Below are 25,677 nucleotides of genomic sequence, written 5' to 3'. Positions count from 1 at the left end.
GCTCCAAATATTGGCGGCAAAGGTACAAAGAAGGTACGGGGAGCCCGAAAGCCTCCAATTTCCTAAAACCGGATTATCTTCGAGCAAAATTTTCTTTTGTCGGCCAAAGACCAATTAAAGCGCTTTATAGCCTCCCAGCCCCTGCTGGAAAAATCCATGTTTTATGCCTACCGCTGGCAAAAAGGCAAGGCCGTGGACGCTGAAATTGAACGTAGAAGAAAAATTGATCTTTTTGATATTGAGCAACTTTCGCAGGACATTGCCTTTGGTCCGGAAGAAAGAGTGATAGATAACAATCTCTATGGCTACGCTTCCTACCTGAAAAAATATGCGGGTATCAAAAGTGACTTGAGAGCCTATATGGAGCACGGACTTTTTTTAGGCGGAATTGTTCATCCTGATCAATTTCATTGGCATTTTCCTAGAATCATTACGCTCAGCGAACAGCGTCGTGAAATCTTAGCGGCTAAAATCCCCAATAAGGAAAGCCTGGCGATCGGCCCCTATATCCATTATGCTTCTTCTATTTTGGAAGCAGAGGAACAAGTAAAATTGAAAGCGCGATTGGGAAAAACGCTCTTAGTATACCCCTTTCACAGCATGAAAAATGTGAAGGCCGGTTTCAACGATCAGGAATTGATTAGTGAAATTAAAGGTGTAGCAAAGGATTTTGATTCGGTGTTGATTTGCCTCTATTATTTAGATGCTCGAGATCCGGATAAAGTAGCAGCTTATCGGGCTGAGGGATTTCATTTGGTTACCGCCGGTCATCGTTTCGATCGGCATTTCATCGCGCGACAGCGCAGCCATATCGAATTGGCCGACCTCACCATGAGCAATGGTATGGGTACCCAAACCGGCTTTTGTGTATACCTCAACAAACCGCATTATATCTTCCAACAGCAAATCGACCAAAAGGCTTCCAATCTCAAGGAATTGAAACGCTTTGAAGCGGGAGGTTCAGCCGGATCTGTAAAGGAGCGAGTGGCTGCCGAACGTGCTTATTTTTCACAGCTTTTCTCCGAATTACGAATGGATATTAGTGCGGAACAAAGAGCCGCGACCGCCGACTATTGGGGCTTTGAGAGTGTAAGAGAGGCCGCTTTTCTGCGAGACTATTTTAGCGCTTAAAACGCTGCACCGCCTTTTGAAAATAGTAGAGACTGAGGATCGCCAGTAAAGCTTCGAGCGCCAATTTGGCCCAAGCGGCTCCTATCATCCCCATCCATTCGATAAAGAAATAATTAAAGGCAATAGAAGCCAATCCGGTGATCAGTACAATGCGGAAATTCCATCCATCTGCCTTGAGCACCATTAAGCCCTGCTTCATTCCAAAATGACTTAAAGCCGTAAATACCATCACTGGAGCCATTAAGGCCAATGCCGGAGCCGCTTCCTCATAGGCTGCACCAAAAAGCAATCGTACCCAAAAATCCTGACCGACGATCAGCACTATTGAAAGCAGGGCACTAAGGGCCAGGAGATAGCCCAAAAATCGACGTCTTTCTTTGAAATAGCTGGCAGGATCATCCTTAAGCTTTTGAGCTAAATGGGGATAAAGCGCACTACCAACTGGAGTAAAGAGAAAGCTTTGCCCTACGGTAATAAGCTTCATGGCAGCGGCGAAAAGCCCCAATTCCCTTTCGGCGAGGATAAAGCCTAAAAAGAGGATACTACCAAAGGTGTAAACCCGAGTAAAGAAATGCGAAGCAAAAATGTAAAAGCCGCTTTTGAGATAGGCCTTTACCATGCGCCAGGCCTGCCATTGAAAATGGAGCCATTTATAACGATAATGGGCATACCAAAGGGTAATTGCTGCTGCGGCTATTTGAGTTATGGAATTAATCCCCACTACCAGCGGATAATCTTCCGGCTCGCGTAAAAGGCTAAGAATAAGCACGGCTCCTACCGTTTTGATACCCAAATTGGCTAAGGCGATGACCCCTAAATCCTGCCGACCTTGAAATAGAAAATCAGGATAAAGGCCCCAGCCTATCACAAAGGGAAAGGCGAAGATCATCAGCTTCTTTTCCGTAGCATACTCGGGCACCAGGAATAATAGTAGAATGAAAAGAAGGGTACTTAGCAGTAGCAGCAATAATTTCGATTGCATCACTACCGAATAAACCTTGGAAATTCGATGATGGGATTCGCCTAATTCGGCAATCTTACGAGTGCCGGTAAAGGTAAACCCATAAGTAACCAGCGCGGAAAAATAAAGGACAGTAACGGTAGCGAATTCAATCAGTCCATAATTATCAGGACCAACAATCCGGGTAATAAAAGGCAGGGTAACCAGCGGCAGCAGATAATTAGCCGCCTGCGAAAGGCCCATAAATCCGATATTCCGACCGAGGCGCTGCATTAGCTGGTTTTGCGAATTCCTTTATAAATCCATTTCACCATAAAGGGTGGCGCCAGGCGAACCACTGTTTTTAAAGTAACATGAAAAACGAAATGCCAGGGTTTTAAGAGTCCTAAACGATAGAGATCACGGATTTCCTGCAGTTCATGCTTCAGGTATTTCCAACCTCGACGGCGCTTCGAAAACATTGCATTACCGGTCCGAGCCTTTACCAAGACCTCCTGAATATTTGCGGAGCGATAGCCTTTCATTAAGAAGCGCGCCCAAAGCTCATAATCATCACCCACGGCCCCATAATCTGCATACATGCCCAAGGCAATAACTACTGATTTACGGTACATCACGGTCATGTGATTAAAGGGACAGCGCCAACGAGCATAGCCGATAATATCTGCATGCTTTTCGGGTAATCGCCGAATGGACAATGGCTTTTCCATCTGCTCATCGTACTCCTCTATCCAAGAGCCTAAAATGGCCAGTTCGGGTTGTTCCTCAATTAATGCCCATTGTTTTTCAAAGCGATCGGGTAAACAAATATCATCCGCATCCATGCGGGCCAACCATTCATATCTGGCTGCTTTAATTCCAGCATTTAGCGCCTGAGACAGCCCTTGGTTTTTCTCCAAGATTACCGTTTTGATTTCGGGGTACTCGACCTGCCATTTCGCAACCAAATCGCTAAGCGCGGCTGGAACCGGACCATCTTGAATCAAAACAATTTCCTGGGCCCTCAGGCTTTGATCCACCAAGCTTTGAATCGCCGCATTTAACTGCTCCGGCTGATCTCCACGGTAGAAAGGTAGAATTACACTAAAGGCTTTGGTCATGGCTATAAGGCTGCAACAAAGGTAGAAGTAAAATCAGGCTTTCTCCGACTCTGCTTCAAGAGCGGGTCGGCGCGGCTTTAAGTCCTGACTTTTAGTATGGGGCATGGCCAGTAAAAGGGCATAAAAGAAGCTAAAGAAAAGTACTCCAGCCTGGCGTTCGAGCATACTCTCGGTAATAAAGCTCAAAATGCAAATTCCTAAAAAGAGACGAACCTCGGTCCGATAGGGATGCTTGCGAATATCAAAGAGTGGGTAAAAGAGTAAAATCAAGAAAAGGGCAAAGGCAAAAACTCCATTGGCGGCAAAGACCTGCAAAAAGCTATTGTGGTAATTGAAGCGCATTTCATAAAGCTGATAGGTATGCTTACCATCCCAAAAGATAGCATCCACCTTTTCGAGCTTTTCATTGAGGGCCGTATTCTCTGAGCCGGTTCCAACGCCCATCCAGAAATGCTCTGCAATAACCTCTACCCCTTCACTCCACAAAAACTTACGGGGATTGGTTTGCTTGTTTTCCACCATTTGCTCGAATGAGCGTAGTTCATTGTAAGTGTCGAGCAGGCGGCTTCTACTGCCAGGAATGGCTAATAGCAGCAGACTGAAAAACAGGGTAAACATCGCAAAAGCGGCATAGGCTACCTTCTTCCCTTTCTTGGCTTTGATATACTGTCCTACCAAAAAAGCATTGACCAGGATAAAGAGCAAATATTGCATCCGAACCCAAATGAAAATAATCGCCAGAATAAACAAACAAAGGATGAAGGCATTAAGCCAAATTTTGGGTAGAAGTGGGGTTCCGCGGATCAGACGATACATTAAAAGCGCATAGGCAAAGGTTACATACATGCCTAAATAATGCGGCGGCACCTTAGTGAGGATCAGTAAATCTGCGAAATAAAAGACCACCGGATCCGAAAACTGTTGATAGCGATAAAAGGCGTATCCGAAAGAAACTAAAACCAATACTGCGGTGGAGAGCACAAAAATGCGCAGGATCTGCTCCATGCGGTTTTTCTCCAGAGCTTTTACACTCCCCAGCATCAAGGGCCAAACTAAAAATGGCAGTTTCGAAAATACTTCTTTGGAGGCTTGCTCTTGTTCTGCCGAATGCATGGAGCCCAGGACTACAATCAGAAAACTGGCAAAAAGAAATGCAGCGTATTTATTACCGGATAGGTTTTGAAGCTTAGAGCGGAAGTCGGCACTTAAGAGCCAAAACAAACCACTCAGCATAATTCCCAAAGTTACTGGCAGCCACTGCACTTGCCAAGGTAAAAGCAGGGTATAATACCCCAAACTGGCAAAAAACAGAAAGGACCAATAGCGGGAAAGCTGAGGCATTTTAAGGCTTTAAAATAGCTTGGTACTTTTCAGGATTAGCAAGGTACTCCAAGGCAGTTGCAATGTCTTTATCATGACCCAAGGCATTGGCCAATCTACCACTATCGTAATAATATCGTGCTACTATCTCTTCTTGCAAAAGCTCCAATACCACGGTCTTATTTCGCTCTAATTCCTGGGCCTTTTCCTTTTCGTAAGCACTTTCCAGACTCTGCATTTGCGAAGCCAAAGCGCCATCAAAACCATCTTGTTCTGTGGCCTTCTGCAAGCGTTTTAAAATCCTACCGGTATGGGTGTCAAACTTAAAGTCGCGCGTTTTGAGCCAAGCTTCAAATTCACGGAATAAAGCATCATCTGCTTTAAAGTCAGAGGCGGGGGCAATTTCCGGATGACTACGATAGTAATCTGTAGCGAAATCAAAGAAATGCATCTGTTGAAACAGAGCCACTATTAAATCGCTGGCTTCCTCACTAGGAGTTTCAATATCGGGGTCTATCCCACCACCGTCTAAAACGGTCCGTCCATTTTGCGTTTTAAACTCACTTCGCAAGGAATCAGGAATCTTTACTACGGAACCATCTTCAGCGCGCTCCGCATAATCAATCGCTTGAATCAAACGACCACTGGGGGTATAATACTTGGCGATGGTCACCTTTAGTTGGGCTCCATAGGGCAACATCCGGGATTCTTGCACCAGACCTTTACCAAAAGAACGACGACCTACAATAATGCCGCGATCATAATCCTGTAAAGTTCCGGCTACAATTTCAGAGGCCGAAGCACTACCGGAATTAATGAGAACCGCTACCGGCAAATCCTTATCAAAAGCTTGTTTGGGCGTTTTATAAGTCTTTTGCCATTCTTCCAATTTTCCTTTGGTTAAAACCACCGGCTTATCTTTTGGGATAAACAAATTGGTAAGGGCAATGGCCTCATTTAAAAGACCTCCAGGATTATTTCTCAAATCGAGAATGAGACCTTTCAAAGGACCTTGCGCCTTTAATTCTTGCCAGGCCTTTAATACTTCAGCGCTGCAATTTTGGGTAAAGCTATTTAAGTAGATATAGGCATAGCCATCCTTTACCCGACCGGCAAAAGGAACTGCTTTTAGATGAACTTCCTCGCGTTCAATTTCGAGGTTCAAATTTTTATCGCCTCTTTTAATTAAGACCTTTGTTTTGGTCCCCGGAGCTCCTTTCAGCATTTCAGACAAGGCCTCTTCACTGCGATCTTCCACATCCTCACCATCTACTTCCAGAATAATATCACCGGCTTTAAGACCCGCCTTATCCGCTCCAAAACCCTGGTAAATAGTGGTCACCAACATCTGACCTTCATAATTCCCAACCGATGCACCAATACCTCCATAATTCCCGGTTTGGCGAATTTTAAAATCCTCCACCGCTTCTTCGGGAATGTAATTGGTATAGGGGTCCAGGCTCGAAAGCATGGAGTTTAGTGCCTTTTGGGTAAGCTCTTCGGGATCAGTATCATCCACATAATAAAGGCTCACCTCTTTAAAAACACTGGTGTAAATATCGAGCTGCTTACTGATTTCAAAATAATCCGGCCGATAGGCGAAGGAGAAGCTCAGCAATAGCAAAAGCCCAAACCAACGACCTGACTTTCGGTACAATTTCTTCATGCGGGAAATCTAAGATTGCTAATTTAGGTAAAACGGCTACACCTTAGGCGCATTGTGCCATTTCTCCCAGAGTTTAAGGTAGGCTTTTTCCAACTTTTGATAGTCGGCATCCGCTGCTCCCAGATAGAGTAAAATAAAATCCTGCGGCGCCTCTTGGGGAAGGGCCTCTTTATGGAGGCGGTAAATTTCTCTCAGCTTTCGCTTGATGCGATTTCGACCTACAGCAGAGGCGATTTTTCGCTTCGGCACTGCAAAGGCAATGCGGCTTTGCTCCTCTTCCCCAGCTAAATAGAAGAGTAAAAAGAAAGAATGCTTCAGCTTAGTCCCCGAAGTATAGATTTCGGAAATGCGCTGCGGGCTTTTCAGCCGTTCATTTTGGGGAAAGCTTTGGTCCATAAACAAAAAAGGCCGCCTGGGTATTCCGAGACGGCCTTGAAGGTATAAAAATGCCTTATTTCTTGTTCATCTCTTTGATGTAGTGCTCAATCGCCATTGTCATGGATGGCAATTTAGGCGATGGAGCTTTGATATTCACCGTTAAGCCTGCTTCCTCAATTGCCTTATGGGTAGTATTTCCAAAGCCAGCAATGCGGGTATTGCCTTGCTCAAAATCAGGGAAGTTCTCAAAAAGAGACTTGATTCCTGAAGGACTAAAGAACACCAGGATATCGTACTTCACATCCGCCAAATGCGACAAATCGCTACTCACGGTATTGTACAGAACGGCGCGAGTATAATCTACTCCGCACTCAGCCAAGGTTTCTGGAACCTGAGGTTTTAAAATATCGGAAGTGGGTAAAAGGTATTTCTCGGTCTTGTGCTTTTTGAATAAAGGCACGAGATCTTGAAACTTACTTTGACCAAAGTAAATCTTACGCTTGCGGTAAACCACGTATTTCTGCAAATAGTAGGCAATCGCTTCACTAGTACAGAAGTATTTCAAATCATTAGGTACAGTGTAGCGCATCTCTTCTGCAATACGGAAAAAATGATCTACGGCATTACGACTGGTAAGGATTACCGCCGTATGATTGGCCAGATTGATTTTCTGCTTTCGGACTTCAGCTACATCAACTCCTGCCACGTGAATGAAAGGAATAAAGTCAACCTTTAACTTGTACTTATTCGCCAAGTCGAAATAAGGTGAGTTTTCGGTTTGAGGCTCGGGTTGGGATACCAGAATGGATTTTACCTTCACAGCGCAGCTAATTTTATTAACCCTTGAATATTAAGAGCTTAGATGACTTTCAAACTAAGCTATACAGGAAAAACAAGGGTATTATTTCCAGCGCGCAAAGGTATAAAATAATATAGCTTGTATTAAAGCCTATGCGCAGACAATAAAGTACACTACGAATCAGGAAAATAAGTCCAACCAAGACCAGCGGCAGAAGGAGAAGGTAAAACTGCCAAGAACCTAAGGGTAAAAAGTAAAGTACAAAGGCAAGGGCCCCACCCACCAAGGCCAACCAGGTAAAATGTGCCAGAGCCAGGTTCTGCCCTTTAAACATCTCTTCCTCTCTTTCAAAAGCATAACCCACTGCACTGGCGACCAATAATTTTAAGATCAGATAGAGGCCCGAAATCAATAAAATCCGGAAATAGCTCGCCCAATCGTAATTGAGAATGGCCGCACTTTCGCCCTTCATTTTCAGAGCGGTAATTAGAAGGGGAAAAAATATCCAGGCACTGATGATTAGCAGGCGATCGGCATTGAGCCCCACCTTTCCAGTATTAAACTGTAAGCTGAATTCATCGGCCTGCGATTGCCAGGGAAAGCGCAATAATTGATTTACCCGCATAGCATTAAAATAGCGAGCCAGAACCACAAGGGTTCCGGCCGCTAAACTTATGATCAAGATCCAATCGCTGGCTCTGTGACTTAATGCTGTCCCCACGGGACAAAGATACTTTTAAAGCTTGGAGATTTGCACTTGATGACCCTGGGCATCGCGGATCATGTACAAACCTGCTGGTAGCTCACTTAAATCTAAGCGCACGTGCTGATTGTTATCGGCTTCCGCTTGAAGCTCCACCATTTTACCATCTGCGGCAATAGCCATGAATGGTGCTTCCAATACTTGACCGGAAGCCAGGGTGATTTCATTTTGAGCAGGATTAGGATAGGCCGCCAATTTTTGAACTGCCAATTCCTCTTGTCCAATACCTAAGTTTTTATCCAAACTCAAGCTTTGCGTTACAATCACATCACCGGAAGTACTTCCATTAAAATTGGTGAAATTAACCGCAACATAAACGGTAGTTTGATCTGGAGCCTGACCGGCATTCCAATCAAATGACCAGGTATTAGTACCTGCGCTTCCGCTGATTCCGGAACTGGTATGAGTAATATAACTTCCCGCTTTTTTGGTACGGGCAGCGTCGGTAATACTAATGCTTCCTTCATGACCAGAGGTTGATTCTACACTAGCCATAAAGCCCATTCGATCTGAGCTTGCTGCATTATTATCGGCGGTAATGCTAATTTGATAAATAGAGTCTTCTTTAAATCCAGCGGTGGGGATATCAGTGCTAATACTAATACTTTGACCTGCAGCGGCTGGACCACTATGGCAACCGGCACGGGCACAGGTATTATTGTTACTAGCGGGCGATCCACTGTTTCCGGATGGCGCCCCACCCGCATTGGTATAGGCCTGATGCGCAACAAAAACGCTTAGTCCTAAAGTGAGTAATACTGCGTATTTTTTCTTCATACTATAGAGATTTTGTTCTAAAAATATGCTTATTTCTCTTAGCGGGATACCTATTTTTGCTCAAAATTGATTTCATGGCTAGTGATTTATTCGAGTCGCCTGACTACTATGGCGTAGATGATCTTCTGTCGGAAGAGCATAAATTAGTAAGAGCTGCTACCCGCGATTGGGTAAAAAAAGAAGTAAGCCCTATCATCGAGGACTTTGCTCAAAAAGCAGCATTCCCTACGCAATTGATTAAAGGATTAGCCGAAATTGGCGCCTTTGGACCCTATATCCCTGAGGAATATGGTGGTGCCGGTTTAGATCAAATTTCCTACGGTTTAATGATGCAGGAAATTGAGCGTGGTGATTCTGGAGTTCGCTCTACTTGCTCCGTTCAATCTTCCTTAGTGATGTACCCTATTTATGCCTATGGTAGTGAGGAGCAAAAACGCAAGTTTCTTCCCAAATTGGCCAGCGGTGAGTTTTTAGGTTCTTTCGGTTTAACCGAGCCCAACTTTGGATCTAATCCAAGTGGCATGATCACCAACTTTAAAGATATGGGTGATCACTATTTACTGAATGGTGCCAAAATGTGGATTTCCAATGCTCCTTATGCTGATGTAGCTGTAGTATGGGCTAAAGATGAAGCAGGTCGAATTCACGGTTTAATCGTGGAGCGCGGAATGGAAGGTTTTACCACTCCCGAAACTCATAACAAATGGAGTTTACGTGCCAGCGCTACCGGTGAACTGGTATTCGATAATGTTAAGGTTCCTAAAGAAAATATTTTACCTGGTCGCAGTGGCTTAGGTGCTCCATTGAGCTGCCTCGATAGTGCGCGTTATGGTATCGCCTGGGGTGCTTTAGGTGCAGCTATGGATTGCTATGACACTGCCTTGCGCTATGCCAAAGAGCGTATTCAGTTTGATCGCCCGATTGCTGGCTTCCAATTGCAACAAAAGAAATTGGCGGAGATGATTACCGAAATCACCAAAGCACAATTAATGGTTTGGCGCTTGGGAACCCTTAAAAATGAGGGCAAAGCCACCAGCGCGCAGATCAGCATGGCTAAGCGTAACAGCGTAGAAATCGCCTTAAAAATTGCCCGTGAAGCGCGTCAGATGTTAGGCGGCATGGGAATTACTGGTGATTACAGCATTATGCGCCACATGATGAACCTCGAATCAGTAGTTACTTATGAGGGAACTCATGACATTCACCTCTTAATTACCGGTATGGATGTAACAGGCATCCCTGCTTTTAAATAAGATTTGCTTTTATCAAGCACAAAAAAGCCCCGCTGTTTCCAGCGGGGCTTTTTATTTGAATCCAATGTCTTTTCTAATTCTATTGATAGAGATCAGAAGGATTGATGTATCCAGGTTGATCATCGTACCAGGTAGTATAAGAAGAACCACCTGATTGCGCCCAAACACTGAAGTAATTATAGGCTTGAGAGATATCTACTCGCTCTTCGGGGTAATTAAAACCACCTACTACGTGGATAGCCCAAGGTAAGTTGTTGGCACTCTTATAAGTATCATCTGCACTATTAGGATCGGTATCATCATCAAGGGTACCGAACAAGCTAGCATCTGCTAAATCAGTTGGCGCTTCACCGGCAAGGTGCACCTCACGACCACGAGTCTGATCTACGAAGATGAAAGGATTGTAAGGAGCAGTTCCTAAAGAAGCAGCAGTTTGAGCACTGCTAAAGTTGATGGTAATATCAGTAGTATCAGGCGCTACAGTTGGGTTACCACTAACGGTATTCACAAATGCCTGACCGGTGGTATTTACAAGTACTTGAGAAGCATCATCATATACAATGATTACCGCATTAGACTGACCGCTTTCCGTTCCATTTGCATTGGTAGACACCACATTGTTAAAGTAACGAGTTCCACTTACAGAGCTAATTGCGCTTGGAGCTACATCTAAAGCAATACCGAAGCCATTATCCAAAGAACCACCCATGGCGCGAGATACAAAGCGAGCTTTCAAATCAACCACTTCATTATTCGCATTTAAAACTTGCTGATAACGGTAATCCACTACTAAGTCATTAAAATCATAGTCACCGAAAGCTGGCCATAAATCTTCATAAGCAACCGTACCATAAGAATTCTCAGATGGGAAGTAAGAGTTGGCTGCGCGACTGGCATCATTTGGATAAGCATCCAATTCATCAGCAACACCATCATTATCGGCATCAGCAATTTGTGGTTGACCGTTTCCTTCTGGATTACAAGAACCACTAGGAATTACCAAGCTACAACCTTCAACAGCGCCATCCTTAAAGATGCTGCTAGCGATATTCTCAATCCCGTTCATATCACAGAACTGAAGGTTTTTCTTGATTTCGGCACCAGAGTTGGCATCCGAGCGATCATTTACCTTGAAGAGAGAAGTACTTCCTTTTCCTTCGATTTTTCCGTTCAGCATAAGATCCTCACATACGGCCATAGCACCATCTTTCATTTCGTGCTTAGCTCCACCATTGATGGTCCACTTGCCACCAACCTTAGTATAAGAGAAACATTTAATCTCTCCATTATGCTGCAAGTCTCCATTAAAGTATAAACCACAATAGTTCTCAAATTTGGAACCGCTGTTGATAGAAGCATTTCCAGAAACGATTAAAGTTCCATAGTTATCTACATCTCCATTAAATGAGCAGTAGTTAGTGGTAGTAACGGTAAAGTCACCGTGGTTTTCAAGATTGGCTTCTGAGTTCAGGTTCAGAGCAGCAACATTCATAGTACCGTAGTTTACTACATCAGCATTGGGCGAAAACCAGTTGGTGATAGTTAGGGTTGCACCCTGATAAACTACTAATTCATTATCGCTGTTTGAATTGATGTTGAAGTTGTTCACGGTTACATTGGCACCGGCAACAATTTGAATTTGTCCTTTATTCAAAGTAAGGTTCGGAATGGAACCACTACCACAAAGACGTAGGATAGCACCATTTTTTACGGTAATACCGCCGTTGCCATTATAGCTACCGGTTACGCAGTAAACATCATCTTCGATATTGGCTTCCCACCAGTTATTGTGAGTTAGAGAATGATCACATCCACTCACACAATCAGGACTACCGAAGCTCTCTACTTGAGCTTTATTCTTGGAACGATAGAAAGTGTGGGCAATATTCTTAGCCTTTGGAACGATGGTTAAGAAGCTTGAACCATCTGGAGCTTGCATTACCAAATACAATTGCTGTAATCCGGAAGGAATGGTAACAGCCGTATTTAAGCTTGCACCATTCGAAATGAAAGCTTGGTAAATAGGAGAAGCTACTACTGAAGGATTCTCGGTATAAACCTTTAATAAGTATCTGGCATTTAAAGGAGCCTGATCGATATTCAGATCAAGATTTACACTTTCGGTAGTCTCAAAATTGAAACCGGCCGGAATTTTAAGATCCAAAGTAGAGCTGCTTTGATTCACAGCTGTTGGACCTGAATCCGTATTATTATCCTTTTCACAGGCCGTGAAAAAGAGGGCAGTTGCGATTAGTATTGAAGTTTTGGCTACTAATTTCATCATTAGGGGTTTTTAGACATGCCATTAATTAACAGAGAAGGTGCCAAGTTACTATATTTCTGATTTACAAGTGATTAAGTTTTTCAATTATTTGTTTGTATTCCCATTTCGGGAATATATTTCCAAATTGTCCCACATCGAGATTATTTCTTCGGATGGAATGACTCTTTACCACGGAGTAAATCCCAAAACATTATAAAATCACTAGCCAAACTGTAGGCTGGGTATTGGAAAGTCGCGGGTTTATTCTGCTCGAAAAAGAAATGCCCCACCCAAGCAAAGCCATATCCCAAAAAGGGAATAATGCCTAAAAACCAGAAATTGAAAGTCACTAAAAAGGATAAAAAACTAAGTAGCACCAATCCGGTGCCTATGAAATGCAATATTCGACAGGTGCTATCCTGATGTTCTGAAAGGTAAAAAGGATAAAACTCCTTTAAGCTTTTGTAGGTCTTCTGTTCCGCCATCTCCACTAATTTGATCAGCTCCCACCCTGCTCTAAGATAAGCATTTATCCGTAGGCTGATTTCCGTCTCTAGTTTACTCTTTATTGATTAATGGCTTTGGCAAAAACTGCAACTGCAATTTCTACAAGAGGGCAGAAACTGCATTTTTCAGGATTTAAGCTGCACTTTGTCGCGAATTAATACAGCTTTGTCATATATGAATACTTCTTAATTCCGCAGAAACAAGGATTTATAATAATTTTACCCCTGCAGAGTATGAAGAACCCAAACAATTTCCAGCGCCTATTTTTCAATATGGTACGTGAGCGCGTTAGCGATCATGAAATCCTGGTAGATGTAATCACCGACCTTTTACACTGCAGTCGGGACTCAGCCTACCGGAGAATTCGTGGAACTACCGACCTAAGCTTAAATGACACCGTGGTTATCGCCAGGCATTTCAGCATTCCATTAAATCACTTGATTGGACAAAGTGATCAATCGGTAGTTTTCCAAAAGGGTTCTTTTATTCGCAGTTTGGATGATTTCCGGAATTATCTCCAAAATAGCTTAGTACAATTACACAGTATTAAGAACTATAAGTCACATCAGTTAATATATCAGGCCAAGGATATCCCGATCTATTATCAATTCCGCTATCCTCGCCTAAGTGCCTTTAAAATGTTTGTTTGGCTGAAGTCTATCTATGGAGTAGATCGACTGGATAGTTTCCAATACGAGGTTAATATGATCCCCAAGGATCTACTTAAGTTAGGGGAGGACCTCTGGGAAGCCTATTCCAAAATCAACAGTGTTGAGATTTGGAACGATACCACCATCCTCAGCCTGCTCAATCAATTGGAATACTATTACGAAGCCGGTCTCTTAAACTCTAAGGAAGAGGCCATCGCCATTTGTGATGAATATCAGGATATGATGAAGTTGATTTACCGCCAGGCCTTACGCGGTAAAAAAGCCCATCACAGTAATGCAGAAGAATTCAGTGCTGCAGAGTACAAAATGTATTACCATGAAATCTTAATCATGGATAATCATATCCTGGCTGAATTGGATCAAAACAAGAAACTCTATTTCGTTCCTTATGCGGGTCTTAATTATTTAAACACTAATGACCCCTTGCTTACCGAAAGCATGTCTCTTTACTTGAATGGTCAAAAAGAAAAATCCTCTCTTATCAGCAATATTTCTGAAAAAGAGAGGAATAAATTTTTCATTCGGATTAAAACCCGAATCGATCAGCTCAAGAGCAAAATAGAAATGACCAATCCTTTTATGTGATCGAAAGTGCTACGGCAACAATGGCCACAATGATTAATACAATTCCCACTCGTTGAGCCATGTCAGAACGTTTTCTAGTAACTTCTTCCATAGCTTTCCCTGTTTAGTTAGTACTCGAATATACTAAAAATCAGCTAAATCCAAAGGAAAAAGTGTAAATTCTACATTTCTTAAAAAGGCCCTAACAGCGATTTAAAGCTAATGCCCCTAGGTTAAGTTCTCGTAAATAAATAGTGCCGCAGCAAGAATGATTAAAATGATAAGCACCACCAAGGCCCTTTGCAAGTAATCCTTGGTACTTAGATTTGCTTTCTGGGCTTTTCTGATTTGTCTGGCCCTTTGCCGTACGTCACTTCGTCGTTGTTTTTCCATAATCTCCCTAAATTTTTAACCCTGTTTCCGTCGAAGTTACAAAATTTCAGGGCTTAGCTAATGGGGTTTAATACAACGCTGAAGATGGTTAAACTATTGGGGTCTCTGCCAAAGTTTAACTTATCTAAGGCCTCGGGAATATCCTTAGCACGAAAATAAGAGGTGTGCAACTCATTATCACCCTTGGCACTCCATTGTACGGTATAGGAATTCTGACGCTCATAATGATCCTTTACATAAGTATGAATCTGTTTTAGAGCATCTATTCGATCATAGCCTGTGCTATGGTGAAAAAGAAAAGATTGATTATGACGAGGGTTCACGGTAATCACATCCAAACGAATTCCCTGACCCGTTTCGCGATAATCGAATATCATTTGAGTACTCCCTAAACTGAGGTAGGTTTCCACTTCTTTCTGCAGCTTGGCAATCTCTAAATTCTGTCTTTCTGCCGTCATTTTTGCCTGTTATCTAATTTTTCAATTTAGTTTTCTTGGGTAGCGGTATGGGCAAAAAACACCCTTAAAGCATCCATTTTTAATGCCAGGTAATTCTCATCCAAATACAATAATTGCCAGCGATCTTTTACTTCCCGACCATCGGCCGAAAGAACCAGCAAGGTATCCTTCTCCCAACGGTATTTTAGCTTGCCCTCATAACCGTATTGATTATGATCTTCCGGGTTGATGAGCTTAAATATCAAATCCTCCGCTTTAAAACGATAGTAATCGGGCACCGCTTCTTGGAGATCCTCTTCACTGGCTTGAAATGTCAAACGAACATCTATATAAGCCAAAGCCTCCCAGGCACCACTTTGTAAGAGCGCCTCTCGCTTGCCTGGATCAGGGATTTTCACCTCCTCTCCATTTAGCACTTTAAACACTTTGCTAATGGCCTGCTCTCCTGTCATTTCCTGCGCTTGCAGTGAAATGCTTAATGCTATAAATAGTAGTATACGAAACATAAAAAAAGTCGGCACAAAGTACCGACTTTTCCACTATATCTAAAGAAAGGAACTAAGATCCGCAGGCGATACAATCATCTGGATTGTCGAGACTGCAGCTTAACTGCTCTTCTGGGGTCATTTCACTTTGCTCTTTAATCGCTTTGGCGAGTTCTGAAGCACGGATTTCACCTACGGCAGCTGCCTTCTCCATATTGGCCTTCATCTCTTTCATTTTATCACCGCTGGCAATCTTCTCAGTTTGCTTGCTGTTTACCACAGGCTCAACCTCTGATTTGGTTTGCTTTTGTACGGTGAATTTAATGGCGTCTGAAGCCGCTTTGGTACGTAAGTAATACATTCCGGTCTTGAGGCCTTTTTCCCATGCATAAAAGTGCATAGAAGTCAGCTTCGCGATATTGGCTCCTTCCATGAATAAGTTCAAGGACTGAGACTGATCAATAAAGTAACCACGCTCGGCACTCATATCGATAATATCACGCATACTGAGCTCCCAAACGGTTTTGTAGAGTTCTTTAATGTTTTGAGGAATCACATCGATATCTTGGATAGATCCATTATTACGGATAATCTCGTTTTTCAATTCCTCATTCCACAAGCCTAGATTTACTAAATCCAGTAACAAGTGTTTGTTTACTACGATAAACTCACCACTTAATACCCGACGCGTATAGATATTGGAAGTATAAGGCTCAAAGCACTCATTATTTCCTAAAATCTGGCTGGTAGATGCAGTTGGCATGGGCGCTAATAATAAGCTATTACGCACACCATGGTTTTTGATCTCTTTGCGAAGAGCTGACCAATCCCAACGACCGCTCAATTTTTGCTCTTCTACACCCCAAAGGTTAAACTGGAATTTACCTTGGCTGATAGGTGATCCTTCGTAGCTTTCGTAAGCACCATCTTTAATGGCCTCATCCTTACTTGCTACTAATGAAGCGAAGTAAATGGTTTCGAAGATGTCCTTGTTTAAGCTCTTCGCCTCTTCTGAGGTAAAGGGTAAACGCAGTTTAATGAAGGTATCAGCTAAACCTTGTACTCCTAAACCTACCGGACGGTGACGCATGTTTGAATTGCGCGCCTCTGGTACCGGATAGTAGTTACGGTCGATAATACGGTTCAAGTTCTTGGTTACCTTATAGGTTACCTCATATAATTTCTGGTGATCGAACTTATCGCCATCCACAAACATAGGCAGCGCTAAAGAAGCAAGGTTACATACCGCTACCTCATCCTCGCTGGTGTACTCGATAATCTCAGTACAAAGGTTAGAAGAACGAATAGTTCCCAAGTTCTGCTGGTTACTCTTAGAGTTGGCTGCATCTTTATAAAGCATATAAGGCGTTCCGGTCTCAATTTGAGATTCCAGAATCTTACCCCATAATTCGCGAGCTTTAATGGTACGACGACCTTTACCGGCCTTTTCGTACTCCAAATATTTCTTATTGAACTCCTCGCTGTGTACGTCGAATAAGCCCGGGCACTCATTAGGACACATCAAAGTCCATTCGGCATCCGCTTTTACTCTTTCCATAAACAGATCTGGAATCCACAGAGCATAGAATAAATCACGGGCACGTAATTCTTCTTTACCGTGGTTCTTTTTCAAATCAAGGAAATCGAAGATATCCGCATGCCAGGGCTCCACATAAATAGCGAAGGATCCCTTACGCTTACCACCACCTTGATCTACATAACGAGCGGTGTCGTTAAACACACGCAGCATAGGTACAATACCATTGGAAGTACCATTTGTTCCGCGGATATAAGAACCGGTTGCACGTACATTGTGAATGCTTAAGCCAATACCACCTGCACTTTGGCTAATGCGCGCCGATTGCTTCAATGAATCGTAGATACCATCAATACTGTCGTCTTTCATAGACAGCAAGAAGCAGCTACTCATTTGAGGTTTAGGCGTACCACTATTGAATAGAGTTGGCGTAGCATGAGTAAAGTATTTCTTACTCATCAAATCATAAGTCTCAATCACTGCATCCAAATCTTCAAAGTGGATACCGATAGCCACCCGCATTAACATATGCTGAGGACGCTCGGCAATTTTACCGCTCATGCGGAGAAGATAGGAGCGCTCTAAAGTTTTAAAACCGAAGTAATCGTAACCAAAGTCGCGATCGTAGATTAAAGTAGAATCCAGCATTTCTGCATTCTTCTCGATAATCTCAATTACTTCCTTAGAGATAAGAGGTGCGTGCTTTCCAGTTTTAGGATTCACATAGTCGTACAGATCACGCATGGTTTCACTGAAAGACTTAGTGGTATTTTTATGCAAATTGCTTACCGCGATACGCGCTGCTAATTGTGCATAATCAGGGTGACGAGTGGTCATACTCGCTGCCACCTCAGCCGCAAGGCTATCCAGTTCGGAGGTAGTTACTCCTTCGTAGATTCCTTCAATCACTTTCATGGCTACGCTGGTTGGATCTACCAACTCACTTAAACCGTAGCATAATTTCTGTATCCTGGCTGTGATTTTGTCAAACTTCACAGCCTCTTTGCGGCCATCTCTTTTTAGTACGTACATATTCTGAATTTTGGTGGTTGCTTCTTTTCCCGAAGCGATATCATTAGGTGTTTATCGGTCTTATTAAAAATCTGCGTCGAAAGAAATTGCGTTCGACTGACTTCCCTGCACTACGCCGCTTTTCTGATACTCGGCAACGCGCTTTTCGAAGAAATTGGTTTTTCCTTGCAGGCTGATCATTTCCATAAAGTCGAAGGGATTATCCACATTGTAAACCTTCTCGCAGTTCAGTTCCACTAAAAGACGATCGGCTACAAACTCGAGGTACTGAGTCATCAATTTGGAGTTCATACCAATAAGGTTAACGGGTAAAGACTCGGTGATGAACTCGCGCTCAATATCTAAAGCGTTCACAATGATTTCTTTGATGCGCTCTTCGGGTACTTTATTGATCAGGTGATTATTATGCAGGTGCACGGCAAAATCACAGTGCATACCCTCATCCCGAGAAATAAGCTCATTAGAGAAGGTTAAGCCGGGCATCAAGCCACGTTTCTTCAACCAGAAAATAGAGCAGAAAGCACCCGAGAAGAAAATTCCTTCTACGGCAGCAAAGGCGATTAGGCGTTCTGCAAAAGAATCGCTCTCAATCCATTTCAAGGCCCAATCCGCTTTACGCTTAATGGCATCGAAGTTTTCGATAGCGCGGAATAAACGATTGCGATCCTCTTTGTCCTTTATATAGGTATCAATTAATAAGCTGTAGGTTTCACTGTGGATGTTCTCCATCATAATTTGGAAACCGTAGAAGAACTTCGCCTCGGTGTATTGCACCTCGTTCACAAAGTTCTCAGCGAGGTTTTCATTTACAATACCATCGGAGGCTGCAAAAAAGGCCAGGATATGTTTAATAAAATAACGCTCATCATCATTAAGCTTGGTCGCCCAATCGGTTACATCTTGTTGTAAATCGATTTCTTCCGCAGTCCAGAAACTCGCTTCTTGCTTCTTATACCATTCCCAGATATCATGATGCTCGATGGGGAATAATACGAAGCGGTTTTTATTTTCTGCTAAAATGGGTTCCAATGCCGACATGTATTCGCTGTTTTCTGTGTTAAACGCCTGTTTCAGGGGCTATAAGGCCTAGAGAAAAAATGTTATCTCATTGAATTTCAACAAATTCGAACGGTGAGTAGAGATTACAAACTCTTTAGGTAGAATAGCTTGCTATACAAATATGGCTAATGGGTCAAGGGATCACAACGGCTACTTTTTCACATTTAGCCGCATTTATTAACACAAGGTTAAGAGCGCAAAATCCGCAAAGGCAGGATTGGCGGGAGTTAAAAAATTTCCAACTCCATTTTCTGCGATTTTCCCAAAAATAATCCACACTAATTGTTAACAACTGCATAACAATATGAAGGCGGATTTTTAGAAACAAGAATACAAAACGCTGATTATCAGAAATTTAAAAGCTAACCACTGGGCTTCAAGGCCTTAGCACTGCTCCCACTCCTCCGCTAAATTTTCTAAGTCTTGATACCATTTTTCCCCGTATTTACGGATCAAAGCGTCTTTGGCAAAGCGGAACACAGGCACTTTCAACTCCTTACCTAAGTCGCAGGCCGGAGCACAAATTTGCCATTGATGATAATTCACCGCATCGAAGGATTTGTATCGTTGAATTCGGATGGGATATAAATGACAGGAAACAGGTTTGCGGAAGGAAGTCTTTCCATCGCGCCAAGCTTTTTCAATTCCACAGAGCGTGGTTCCTTTCTCATCGAAAACTACATAGGCACATTCGGCACCATTTACCAAAGGAGTAACGGGTTCGTCGTCCATGGGGTCAATCACATGAGTACCTTGCTCCGCAACTGCTACTCGTCCTTCAGGGCGCAGATAGCTTTCAAAATTGGAATATTCCTTTTTAAGGATGTCTACCTCCTCAGGCTCTAAAGGTGCACCGGCATCGCCTTCTACGCAGCAGGCACCTTTGCACTTTAGCAAGTCACAAACAAATTGTTCCGAAAGCAATTCTTCGGAGAGCAGGGTATTACCATGTGAAATCATGGGGCAAAAGTACGGCTCTCCGCATCATTATTGCTTGCAAAAAGACAGTCGCTCTTCGATACCTTCTATCGATAAGGTATACACTCCGTTAGGAAGCACACTAATAGTTAAAGGCCTATTCGGCGAAAGCCGCCCCTTTAAAAGCAAAGCTCCCTGACTATTATATAATGTATAATCGCGAGGCTTATCCAGACCGTCAATATGCAAGTCATTCCGCGTTGGGTTGGGATAGAGACTTAAGGATTGGATCTCCATTTCAGATTCAGATAATATATAGCACTCTCCTGGCGCACCATAAACCCTTTGACCTTGCTCTAATTTGCAACGCAACTCATATCCCACTTCGCTTATAATCTGGCAATCTTCAAAAGCCCAAATAGGTGAAGTCATAGGTCCTAAACCCTCTACCACCGCGGTAGTCCAGGTACAGCTAGGATCGGTAGCGCTTATCCACAAAGTTTTACGAAGGGGGCCATTACTATAATACTGTGCCTGGTAAACCGTGTCCACTTTCATTTGCTGCATTCCCCCTGAAAAGGCTGATATAGAAAAGGTATCGCCTTGCTGCCAGGTAAAATCGATACTGTAATCCACCGGACCACCTACCGGAAAATCAAAACTTAAGGTTTGAGCAAGAGTATCTTCAAGCACCCAAGCAAGGGTATCTAAAGCTTGACCACTTAAATTTATCCGAATAAAGCGGGAATGCCGCACTGATCCGATGACGGTATCCAATCGACAGACATAGGCATTGGTTCCATGTATCCCGAAAGTGGGATAGTGATTAACATACCACTCATTACTATTGTCCGAAAACTTGAGATATTGAGCCTGAGCCAGACCTGAGAAAAAGAGCATAACAGCGAATAGAAATTGCTTCATAGGGGAGGATTTACAAGTTTAACGCCCAGAAAGATAGAATAGCTGGGTGGCCTATGAAAACAGAATTCTAAATATTAGTTATCTTTGCCGCTCAATTCTTAGCGACAAGCAATTGTTTTCTTAAGTGATTAGGCTAGGAACCCCTGGCCCCGTATAAACAATTGACTCTAAATTAAGTCGCACATCAACACCACTGCCTTTAGTCCCATATCCGAAAATATATCTTCAGCTTCAATTGCTGAAGTCTTTCGCCTATTGCCTTCTCCGCGAGCTAAAGACTGGGTTTTAGTATCTTATTTATGAATAGAAAAACAACGGCTCCATCCCGTAGACCGGGAAAGCCTAAATCTCAACATACTGGCAAACCTAAAGGAAGACGTCGACCGCAAGGCAAGCCTAAGAATCCTAGCAGCATTAAGCCGCAGGATTTATTAAACCAGGCTGAGCCCCGTGAAGAACGTCACTTTGAAGCCAGCTTCGAATATCAAGACAGCGCCCTCCATCCTAAATTAAAGGAATTACTGGCCGCTAAAGGCTATGAAAAGCCCACTGAAATTCAAGAAAAAAGTTTGGAACCCCTATTAGCGGGTCGTGATCTTTTAGGGATTGCCAAAACCGGTAGTGGTAAAACGGCAGCCTTTTTATTACCCTTATTACAAAGACAGATTCAAGGTAAACACCAAGCCTTAATCTTAGCCCCTACCCGTGAGCTTGCAGTACAAATTGAAGAAGAATACCGCAGCTTAAGTAAAGGACTTAAATTATATAGTGCTGTTTTTATTGGCGGCACCAATATGAATACCGACCTGCGTAAAGCGGCTCGTAATCAAGATTTGATCGTTGCCACTCCGGGTCGACTTTTAGATTTACACCAGCGTAATGCCTTGCATTTCCGCTCCATTAAGATGTTGGTTATTGATGAGTTCGACCGCCTTTTAGACATGGGCTTTGAGCGCGACCTCAATCACATTATTGACCTCTTGCCGATTGAACGCCAGAACTTGTTGTTCTCTGCCACCTTGGATCGAGCCCAAGAACGTCGTATAAGTGAAATTCTCGTGGATCCGGTACGCTTGCAAATTAGCAGCGGTGACCTAACGAACAACCATGTTCAGCAGGAGTTAATCCATTTAAAAGACGGACAGGTTAAAATAGAGGTCTTAAAGGAGATGCTGCAAAGACCTGGCTTCGATAAGGTGATCATCTTTGCCGAGACCAAGCGTTGGGTAAGCAAGATCAATCGCAAACTCCGTCAAGCGGATATTCGTTCCGATGAAATTCATGGTGATAAAAGCCAAAATTACCGTCAAAAGGCCTTAAACTCCTTTAAAGCCGGCAAGCTGCAGGTTTTAATTGCTACCGATGTAGCGGCCCGTGGGATTGATGTGGATGATGTATCACATGTGATCAATTATCAAATCCCTCGCAGCATGGATAGCTATATCCACCGCGTGGGTCGTACCGGCCGCGCAGGCAAAACCGGAATCGCTTACACTTTTATAGAATCATAAATAAATATCAATTTGGGAAGATCTCAAGAAACCTTCGGAAAGAAAGAACGCGAAAAGAAACGCGCTAAAAAGAAAGAAGAGAAAGAACGCAAGCGCTTAGAGCGCAAAGCCAATGCTGGCGACAAGGGTGACAACATCACCTATATGGACGTCTATGGCAATTTCCACGACACCCCACCAGAGGCCGCCGAAAAGGTAAAAGCCAAGAACATTGAAATTGGTGTACCTAAAGGGGCCCGTGAAGATGAAGAAGAGGATGGCCTCCGCAAAGGAACGGTTACCTTTTACAATGAATCTAAAGGTTACGGTTTTATCAAGGATAAGAAAACCGGACAAAGCGTATTCATGCACGTAAATCAGCTGAAAGAAGAAGTGAAAGAGGGTAACCTCGTAAGCTTCGAGACCATGAAAGGCCCTAAAGGCCCATCCGCTGTAAACGTACAAGTTATGCGTTAATCATTACTTGATTAAGCTTTTGTTGAGGGGGTTCCCCAATCCAAAGGGAAAGACTAATTTCGCGGCCTCAAAAAAAAGAGGCCATGTCATTTAGTTTTAAGGAAATTTTATCGGCAACCCTGATCTTGTTCGCAGTAATCGACGTGATGGGAAGCATCCCCCTCATTATTTCCCTCCGCAAAAAAGTAGGGCATATTCAAAGTGAGAAGGCGAGCATTGTTGCAGCGGCAATTATGATCCTCTTCCTCTTTGTTGGTGAGCAAATCCTGAAATACTTCGGGGTAGACATCAACTCCTTTGCTGTTGCAGGAGCCTTGGTGCTGCTTATCCTGGCCCTGGAAATGGTGCTGGGCATTACCATTATAAAGGATGAAGAACCCAAATCAGCATCCATCGTTCCCCTGGCTTTCCCCCTGATCGCCGGAGCGGGAGTAATGACTACCATTGTATCTATTCGCGCTGAATTTGCCGCTGAAAACATTGTGGTTGCCATTATCCTTAATTCTATTTTGGTATATGCCGTGCTTAAAAGTGCAGCCTGGCTGGAGCGCATTTTAGGAGAAGGCGGATTAAATATCCTTCGCAAGGTTTTTGGGGTGATCCTCTTAGCGATTGCCGTGAAGCTTTTCAGTGAAAATGCGAAAATGCTTTTCACCATGGCTTAAATAAGCCACCAACAACAAACTACTAGCTACCAGCGACCAACTACTAACCACAGAGTAGGCCAAATTCTTATCTTCGTCGCAAAGACAAGACAAGCATGGCGGTAGCAAAACCCTTTAATCTTCAGCAGTGGATCGATGAAAACCGGGACTTATTAAAACCCCCGGTTGGTAATAAAAATCTGTATCCCGCGGGCGAAGATTATATCGTAATGATCGTGGGCGGACCAAATGCCCGTAAAGATTACCACTATAATGAAACGGAGGAGCTCTTCTATCAATTAGAAGGCAATATCACCGTTCGCATTCAGGATGAAGGGAAGCCGGTTGATATTCATTTGGGGCCAGGAGACATGTTCTTACTTCCACCCAAGGTGCCACATTCACCCATGCGTAGTGAAGGTTCTGTAGGTTTGGTAATTGAGCGCGTGCGTGAAAGCAAGCATCAGGATGGTTTAATGTGGTTCTGTGATAATTGCAATCACAAATTGCATGAGACCTATTTCCACCTCAACAATATTGAAAAGGACTTTCTACCTCGCTTTAAAGACTATTATGGCTCGGAAGAAAAACGCACTTGTAGCAATTGCGGTACCCAGATGGAAACGGATCCAAGATTTACCGATTAAGCATGAGTGAACTTTCTGACTTAGCTGAAATTCAAAGCTTCCTAGCGCAAAGCCTCAAGGAACAATGTCCGCCTTTACGAGTGCGCAAAGAAGGCCCGGGAGGCTTGGAGGTTTGTGGTCGTAAAGAAACCATGCAAGGCAAGCAAAAGGTAGATGGATACTATTTCGCCTCTACTGCCGCCAAGCCCAAGGATATCCGCTTTTACTTCTTCCCGATCTACACCGATCCCGAGCTCTTTCAACTTTCGGAAGGATTGCAAAAGATGTTGAAGGGCAAGAGCTGCTTTCATGTAAAGAAGCTTAGCGAGGAGCAGCAAGCAGAAATCCGAAAAATCATTGCCCTGGGTGTAAATCGCTACAATGAAAAAGAGCTGATTTAAAAAGCCTTCCCAATTAAAATAGTTTTTATATTTGCCGCCCGCTAAATCGGAAAAGCCCGGATGGCGGAATTGGTAGACGCGTTGGTCTCAAACACCAATGGGGTAACACCCGTGCCGGTTCGACTCCGGCTCCGGGCACTTTTAAATCTTTGATTTAGAACACCTTACGAAAAAGTAAGGTGTTTTTTTTTGCCCAAATCCCGAAAAGTTAGCCAAAAGTTAGCCAAATCATGACCTTAGCACCTTTAAGCACAACTATCTAACTTACTGCCACTTACCCCCTGAAGCTTCCCCTTCAAGATGCAAAACCGAGCCGGTTTTCACCCAACTCGGTTGTAGTTTTAATCCCAAATAACAGCCCGCACCGTTTACAATAAATACGGGAAATGAAGAGGCTACATGACGACATATTCAACTAAGGTTTATCTTATTTTGAATTGGAGGAACTACTTGATTTTCTTCACAATCCATATTCTCAAACTATTGTATCTTAACGATTCCTTTAACTTAATCACCAAACCTTTTAACCCCAACTTACCTGAAGCCTTAGACTAATGAAAAAATGGCTACACAAAAGATCTGACCTAAGATTACAGATTCTACAACATTTTGAAAGCCTTAATAGATCCACTTCTGAGACGGTTGCCAATAAATTCTTACACGGTCTTCATGAAGATCTTGGAACAATAAGAAGAGCTTTGATCGAACTTATTCAAGAAGATTACATCAGAATTTCTAGTATAGGTAATCAAGACCCTGTCGAATTCTTGAAAACCCACTGGAATAGCACAACATATAGCGCTCAAAGATCAAAAAGTGATATCAATAAAAAATCATCGAAAAGACTCCTTAAGGCGGTTGGGGAACACGGTAAAGTGCCTGACATTAAATTATACACTACAGTAAAGGGTCTAATGTTTATTAAAGAATACCGGAGGTATAAATATCAACATCATTGGCAGCTAATTTTTATCCTTACTGGTGCATTAATTGGTTTTTTTATCCAATTCTTTTTGAAAAGCCCAACTCCCCCAAGCTAATCTGGTGCCAACACTTTCATATTTTCATTAAATGAGTTTC

The 25,677-nt window shown here is 43.1% G+C and carries 26 protein-coding genes and 1 tRNA gene; 10 read left to right on the top strand and 17 right to left on the bottom strand.

Annotation, left to right across the window (positions count from 1 at the left end; genetic code table 11):
• Positions 1 to 96: 96 nt before the first annotated feature.
• A complete protein-coding gene (locus H4K34_RS10450; protein WP_210757367.1) occupies positions 97 to 1,131 on the top strand; it encodes a hypothetical protein in 1,035 nt (344 codons plus the stop codon).
• On the opposite strand, the gene H4K34_RS10445 is transcribed toward H4K34_RS10450, so the two are convergent.
• From H4K34_RS10445 to H4K34_RS10410, 8 genes are read right to left on the bottom strand one after another with little or no spacing between them, the layout of a single operon-like run.
• On the bottom strand, positions 1,121 to 2,365 hold the full coding sequence (locus H4K34_RS10445) for an oligosaccharide flippase family protein (protein ID WP_210757366.1): 1,245 nt from the start codon (positions 2,363 to 2,365) through the stop codon (positions 1,121 to 1,123). The genes H4K34_RS10450 and H4K34_RS10445 overlap by 11 nt on opposite strands.
• The gene (locus H4K34_RS10440; protein ID WP_210757365.1) at positions 2,365 to 3,192 is read right to left on the bottom strand and encodes a glycosyltransferase; all 828 of its coding nucleotides are present in this window, start codon (positions 3,190 to 3,192) and stop codon (positions 2,365 to 2,367) included. The genes H4K34_RS10445 and H4K34_RS10440 overlap by 1 nt, the downstream gene beginning before the upstream one ends.
• A gap of 33 nt (positions 3,193 to 3,225) precedes the next feature.
• Complete coding sequence (locus H4K34_RS10435; protein ID WP_210757364.1) at positions 3,226 to 4,533, bottom strand: O-antigen ligase family protein; 1,308 nt, start codon at positions 4,531 to 4,533, stop codon at positions 3,226 to 3,228.
• Position 4,534: 1 nt separating this feature from the next.
• Positions 4,535 to 6,178, bottom strand: a complete 1,644-nt coding sequence (locus H4K34_RS10430) for a S41 family peptidase (protein WP_210757363.1) — start codon at positions 6,176 to 6,178, stop codon at positions 4,535 to 4,537.
• Between the two features lie 36 nt (positions 6,179 to 6,214).
• Positions 6,215 to 6,574 carry a ribonuclease P protein component gene (gene rnpA, locus H4K34_RS10425; RefSeq protein ID WP_210757362.1) on the bottom strand — a complete coding sequence of 120 codons (360 nt, stop codon included), beginning with the start codon at positions 6,572 to 6,574 and terminating at the stop codon, positions 6,215 to 6,217.
• A 55-nt stretch (positions 6,575 to 6,629) separates the two neighbouring features.
• The gene (locus H4K34_RS10420; RefSeq protein ID WP_210757361.1) at positions 6,630 to 7,376 is read right to left on the bottom strand and encodes a uroporphyrinogen-III synthase; all 747 of its coding nucleotides are present in this window, start codon (positions 7,374 to 7,376) and stop codon (positions 6,630 to 6,632) included.
• 49 nt (positions 7,377 to 7,425) lie between these two features.
• Positions 7,426 to 8,076 carry a DUF4271 domain-containing protein gene (locus H4K34_RS10415; RefSeq protein WP_210757360.1) on the bottom strand — a complete coding sequence of 217 codons (651 nt, stop codon included), beginning with the start codon at positions 8,074 to 8,076 and terminating at the stop codon, positions 7,426 to 7,428.
• Positions 8,077 to 8,091: 15 nt separating this feature from the next.
• Positions 8,092 to 8,895, bottom strand: coding sequence for a choice-of-anchor V domain-containing protein (locus H4K34_RS10410; RefSeq protein ID WP_210757359.1), 804 nt, complete (start codon positions 8,893 to 8,895; stop codon positions 8,092 to 8,094).
• A gap of 74 nt (positions 8,896 to 8,969) precedes the next feature.
• Here H4K34_RS10410 and H4K34_RS10405 point away from each other — a divergent pair, with 74 nt between their 5' ends.
• A complete protein-coding gene (locus H4K34_RS10405) occupies positions 8,970 to 10,148 on the top strand; it encodes an acyl-CoA dehydrogenase family protein (RefSeq protein ID WP_210757358.1) in 1,179 nt (392 codons plus the stop codon).
• A 79-nt stretch (positions 10,149 to 10,227) separates the two neighbouring features.
• Here the strand turns inward: H4K34_RS10405 and H4K34_RS10400 are convergent, their stop codons facing one another.
• Positions 10,228 to 12,432 (bottom strand): LruC domain-containing protein, encoded by a 2,205-nt coding sequence (locus tag H4K34_RS10400; protein ID WP_210757357.1) that lies wholly within the window; start codon positions 12,430 to 12,432, stop codon positions 10,228 to 10,230.
• Between the two features lie 140 nt (positions 12,433 to 12,572).
• Complete coding sequence (locus tag H4K34_RS10395; RefSeq protein ID WP_210757356.1) at positions 12,573 to 12,896, bottom strand: DUF962 domain-containing protein; 324 nt, start codon at positions 12,894 to 12,896, stop codon at positions 12,573 to 12,575.
• A 255-nt stretch (positions 12,897 to 13,151) separates the two neighbouring features.
• Between H4K34_RS10395 and H4K34_RS10390 the strand changes: the two genes are divergently transcribed.
• Positions 13,152 to 14,174 (top strand): hypothetical protein, encoded by a 1,023-nt coding sequence (locus H4K34_RS10390; protein WP_210757355.1) that lies wholly within the window; start codon positions 13,152 to 13,154, stop codon positions 14,172 to 14,174.
• Positions 14,175 to 14,381: 207 nt separating this feature from the next.
• Here the strand turns inward: H4K34_RS10390 and H4K34_RS10385 are convergent, their stop codons facing one another.
• The 7 genes from H4K34_RS10385 to H4K34_RS10355 form a co-directional block, all read right to left on the bottom strand.
• Positions 14,382 to 14,546 (bottom strand): hypothetical protein, encoded by a 165-nt coding sequence (locus H4K34_RS10385; RefSeq protein WP_210757354.1) that lies wholly within the window; start codon positions 14,544 to 14,546, stop codon positions 14,382 to 14,384.
• Positions 14,547 to 14,599: 53 nt separating this feature from the next.
• The gene (locus H4K34_RS10380; protein ID WP_210757353.1) at positions 14,600 to 15,004 is read right to left on the bottom strand and encodes a hypothetical protein; all 405 of its coding nucleotides are present in this window, start codon (positions 15,002 to 15,004) and stop codon (positions 14,600 to 14,602) included.
• A gap of 26 nt (positions 15,005 to 15,030) precedes the next feature.
• Positions 15,031 to 15,510, bottom strand: a complete 480-nt coding sequence (locus H4K34_RS10375) for a hypothetical protein (RefSeq protein WP_210757352.1) — start codon at positions 15,508 to 15,510, stop codon at positions 15,031 to 15,033.
• A 52-nt stretch (positions 15,511 to 15,562) separates the two neighbouring features.
• A complete protein-coding gene (locus tag H4K34_RS10370; RefSeq protein ID WP_210757351.1) occupies positions 15,563 to 18,058 on the bottom strand; it encodes a ribonucleoside-diphosphate reductase subunit alpha in 2,496 nt (831 codons plus the stop codon).
• A gap of 63 nt (positions 18,059 to 18,121) precedes the next feature.
• Positions 18,122 to 19,096: a ribonucleotide-diphosphate reductase subunit beta gene (locus tag H4K34_RS10365; RefSeq protein WP_210757350.1), complete on the bottom strand. Its 975-nt coding sequence runs from the start codon at positions 19,094 to 19,096 to the stop codon at positions 18,122 to 18,124.
• Positions 19,097 to 19,501: 405 nt separating this feature from the next.
• Positions 19,502 to 20,077, bottom strand: a complete 576-nt coding sequence (locus H4K34_RS10360; protein ID WP_210757349.1) for a DUF3109 family protein — start codon at positions 20,075 to 20,077, stop codon at positions 19,502 to 19,504.
• 27 nt (positions 20,078 to 20,104) lie between these two features.
• Complete coding sequence (locus H4K34_RS10355) at positions 20,105 to 20,959, bottom strand: T9SS type A sorting domain-containing protein (protein ID WP_210757348.1); 855 nt, start codon at positions 20,957 to 20,959, stop codon at positions 20,105 to 20,107.
• Positions 20,960 to 21,258: 299 nt separating this feature from the next.
• On the opposite strand from H4K34_RS10355, the gene H4K34_RS10350 reads away from it, so the two are divergent.
• The 7 genes from H4K34_RS10350 (at position 21,259) to H4K34_RS10320 (ending at position 25,637) form a co-directional block, all read left to right on the top strand.
• Positions 21,259 to 22,470 (top strand): DEAD/DEAH box helicase, encoded by a 1,212-nt coding sequence (locus H4K34_RS10350; protein WP_210757347.1) that lies wholly within the window; start codon positions 21,259 to 21,261, stop codon positions 22,468 to 22,470.
• Positions 22,471 to 22,482: 12 nt separating this feature from the next.
• Complete coding sequence (locus H4K34_RS10345) at positions 22,483 to 22,926, top strand: cold-shock protein (protein ID WP_210757346.1); 444 nt, start codon at positions 22,483 to 22,485, stop codon at positions 22,924 to 22,926.
• 83 nt (positions 22,927 to 23,009) lie between these two features.
• Positions 23,010 to 23,591 (top strand): MarC family protein, encoded by a 582-nt coding sequence (locus H4K34_RS10340; protein ID WP_210757345.1) that lies wholly within the window; start codon positions 23,010 to 23,012, stop codon positions 23,589 to 23,591.
• A gap of 95 nt (positions 23,592 to 23,686) precedes the next feature.
• Positions 23,687 to 24,217 carry a 3-hydroxyanthranilate 3,4-dioxygenase gene (locus tag H4K34_RS10335; protein ID WP_210757344.1) on the top strand — a complete coding sequence of 177 codons (531 nt, stop codon included), beginning with the start codon at positions 23,687 to 23,689 and terminating at the stop codon, positions 24,215 to 24,217.
• A gap of 2 nt (positions 24,218 to 24,219) precedes the next feature.
• Positions 24,220 to 24,597, top strand: coding sequence for a hypothetical protein (locus H4K34_RS10330; protein WP_210757343.1), 378 nt, complete (start codon positions 24,220 to 24,222; stop codon positions 24,595 to 24,597).
• Positions 24,598 to 24,651: 54 nt separating this feature from the next.
• Positions 24,652 to 24,735: transfer RNA gene (locus H4K34_RS10325), tRNA-Leu, on the top strand.
• A gap of 416 nt (positions 24,736 to 25,151) precedes the next feature.
• Positions 25,152 to 25,637, top strand: a complete 486-nt coding sequence (locus H4K34_RS10320) for a hypothetical protein (protein WP_210757342.1) — start codon at positions 25,152 to 25,154, stop codon at positions 25,635 to 25,637.
• Positions 25,638 to 25,677: the final 40 nt, after the last annotated feature.

The sequence above is a fragment of the Croceimicrobium hydrocarbonivorans genome (genome assembly GCF_014524565.1).
Classification (GTDB): domain Bacteria; phylum Bacteroidota; class Bacteroidia; order Flavobacteriales; family Schleiferiaceae; genus Croceimicrobium; species Croceimicrobium hydrocarbonivorans.
Note: the sequence above shows the minus strand (reverse complement) of the source record. Positions and strands in the feature narration are given on the sequence as shown.